This is a genomic window from uncultured Legionella sp., assembly GCF_937871865.1.
GTDB lineage: Bacteria > Pseudomonadota > Gammaproteobacteria > Legionellales > Legionellaceae > Legionella.
In genome coordinates this window covers 1-2,241 of the sequence record NZ_CALMPD010000149.1, presented here as the reverse complement: position 1 = coordinate 2,241, position 2,241 = coordinate 1, and the positions used below count along the sequence as shown (strand labels likewise).

Here is a 2,241-nt window from a genome sequence, read left to right as displayed (position 1 = left end):
AAAATTCGCCAAGCTCTCTTTGCTTACGTCATAAAAAGTTAAATTGACGGCGCCATGATGAGATGTTTCAATTAACACAATTCCCCATCTTAAACAGTGAGGAAGCGTTGAAGAACTGTGGAACCCATGAGATGTTAACCGAATTATTGACCTTAATGACTCAAGAATTTCCAGCTGATTTGACGCGCATGAAAAAAGCCTTCGCCGCAGGTGATTATGCACTCGTTGAACAAACGGCTCACAAAATCAAAGGAGGCGCCGTTTATGTAGGAACAACACGCATGAAATACGCCTGTCAGTATGTGGAGCGCTACTGGAAAAGCGGACAGCGTGACTTGTTTGATGCGCTCTATCATCAGGCAGTAAGTACTATTGAAGAAACCATCACCTATATTGAGGGTTGGCTGCGTGCTCCTTGAACAGTACTTTGTTTCTGCTTGATTTACTTCAGATGCAACGGGCTACCGTGCTGTAGCCCTTTATGATTTAATGTTATTGTGGCGCGCGAAGACCTGGTTTTGGTATCTCAAAAGAACCCTCATTGTGCTCCTCTGCCGCAAAGAATCGGGCATAAGCGTCTAATCGCGCCCACCGCTCTTTAATAAACTCAGCACTGCCCTTTAATTCCTCCTCAATAGTACGGACAAGGTTTTGTTGGTCTGGCAAAGTATTCCTCTTGCCAGAGGCGGCATCCAATTCTTTAATATCAGCTATACATAAATTACTCAGATACCTAATTATTGAAAACGTTCGTTTTTGAGTAGGTTAAATTGACTTGGAAAGATCACTCTGTTTATTGGATTCTATTATTCTCAATAACCATTCTTGATATCGCTTTCTTGCTGCATTATACTTCATATGAGTTTTGAGAAAAGAGGGTAACAAATTAATGCCAACAATTAGTGCATTTTATGGAATACTGATACAAATGTTTTGGGGTGATCATGCACCACCTCATTTTCATGCCTTATATGCAGAATATGAAGTGCTTATTGATATTCATACACTTGAAGTGGTTCGAGGTTCTATGCCTCGCCGAGCATTGGCTTTAGTACTGGAATGGGCTTTTCAGCACCGCGCTGAATTACTTGAGGATTGGACATTATGCGAAAACAATCAGTCGCCAAAGAAAATATCGCCCCTGGAATAGTGTGCACAGCTCCCTGGCGATTATCAAAAGTAAAACCACTGCCCAATTATGAGCTGGAAGTTGAGTTTAATGATGGGGTACATGGAATTGTTGAGATGGTTAAATTAATCATGAGTAATAAAGCCGGTGTTTTTGCAGCCCTTAAAGATCAAGACCTTTTCAATAAGGCTCATCTTGAATATGGGGCACTCACCTGGCCTGGTGAAATTGATTTGGCTCCAGATGCAATGCACGATGCAATTAAACAAAAAGGCCGCTGGGTGCTGCAATAGAGGAATTATCATGCTGGTTGGTTATGCGCGCGTTTCAACAGTCGATCAAAATTTGGATCTTCAGCTTTCTGCATTGAGAGAGGTTGGTTGTGAAAAACTATATCAAGATCAAATCTCTGGTACAAAGGCAAATCGTCCAGGACTCAGTATGGCGCTAGAAGTATTGAGAAAAAATGACACATTGGTCGTTTGGAAATTAGACCGATTGGGTCGAGCTGTGAAAGGATTGATTGATTTGGTTAATCAATTGCATCAGAAGGAAATCCACTTTAAAAGTATTACTGATAATGTTGACACATCTACGCCAGCAGGCCGGTTCTTTTTTCATATTATGGCAAGCCTCGCACAAATGGAGCGTGAATTAATGGCAGAAAGAACTAAAGCCGGACTCGCCGCTGCCAAAGCAAAAGGACGGGTAGGTGGTCGCAAACGAAAAATGACCCAAAGTAAAATTGAATCGGCTAAACAGTTACTTGCTTCTGGCACACTACCCAGGGATGTTGCACAAAATCTGGGGATATCAGTACCAACTTTATATCGTTGGGTACCTGCTTCCAATAATCTAACGTAATATACCCAAACGTCTATATAATCATTGCTTCGTTAAAAAATCCTGGTAATGCCATTATCTATCACAGGCCCCCTTCAAGGCCAACTTTAGCTCTGGGTCTAGTAGGTAAGTTGAATTACATTAAAGCCAAGATTATAAATTCATCATTTTTTCTTCGATATAATCAACATTTTTTTGGGTCTCTGTCTTGTTGTAAAAGGCATCGTCAATTTAACTTTTAATAACGCAAGCAAAGAGAACTTGCCGAA

General features: G+C 41.0%; 5 protein-coding genes. 4 read left to right on the top strand and 1 reads right to left on the bottom strand.

The window, feature by feature from the left end; all coding sequences use genetic code 11:
• The first annotated feature begins 62 nt into the window (after positions 1-62).
• Entirely contained in the window at positions 63-419 is a 357-nt protein-coding gene (locus tag Q0495_RS07790; RefSeq protein ID WP_298624741.1) for an Hpt domain-containing protein, read from the top strand.
• 73 nt (positions 420-492) lie between these two features.
• Here Q0495_RS07790 and Q0495_RS07785 read toward each other — a convergent pair whose 3' ends face one another.
• Positions 493-666, bottom strand: a complete 174-nt coding sequence (locus Q0495_RS07785; RefSeq protein WP_298624739.1) for a hypothetical protein — start codon at positions 664-666, stop codon at positions 493-495.
• Between the two features lie 223 nt (positions 667-889).
• Between Q0495_RS07785 and Q0495_RS07780 the strand changes: the two genes are divergently transcribed.
• Genes Q0495_RS07780 through Q0495_RS07770 form a run of 3 tightly spaced genes read left to right on the top strand, consistent with a single transcriptional unit; the run spans position 890 to position 1,993 of the window.
• Positions 890-1,150: a DUF4160 domain-containing protein gene (locus Q0495_RS07780; RefSeq protein ID WP_014842360.1), complete on the top strand. Its 261-nt coding sequence runs from the start codon at positions 890-892 to the stop codon at positions 1,148-1,150.
• Positions 1,105-1,422 (top strand): DUF2442 domain-containing protein, encoded by a 318-nt coding sequence (locus Q0495_RS07775; protein ID WP_298624686.1) that lies wholly within the window; start codon positions 1,105-1,107, stop codon positions 1,420-1,422. The genes Q0495_RS07780 and Q0495_RS07775 overlap by 46 nt, the downstream gene beginning before the upstream one ends.
• Before the next feature lie 10 nt (positions 1,423-1,432).
• Positions 1,433-1,993, top strand: a complete 561-nt coding sequence (locus tag Q0495_RS07770; protein ID WP_298624684.1) for a recombinase family protein — start codon at positions 1,433-1,435, stop codon at positions 1,991-1,993.
• Positions 1,994-2,241 lie beyond the last annotated feature (248 nt).

Excerpts from the sequence above, each read along its gene's own strand:
- Q0495_RS07790 (WP_298624741.1), top strand. The coding sequence starts at position 63 with ATGTTTCAATTAACACAATTCCCCATCTTAAACAGTGAGGAAGCGTTG.
- Q0495_RS07780 (WP_014842360.1), top strand. The coding sequence starts at position 890 with ATGCCAACAATTAGTGCATTTTATGGAATACTGATACAAATGTTTTGG.
- Q0495_RS07775 (WP_298624686.1), top strand. The coding sequence starts at position 1,105 with ATGCGAAAACAATCAGTCGCCAAAGAAAATATCGCCCCTGGAATAGTG.
- Q0495_RS07770 (WP_298624684.1), top strand. The coding sequence starts at position 1,433 with ATGCTGGTTGGTTATGCGCGCGTTTCAACAGTCGATCAAAATTTGGAT.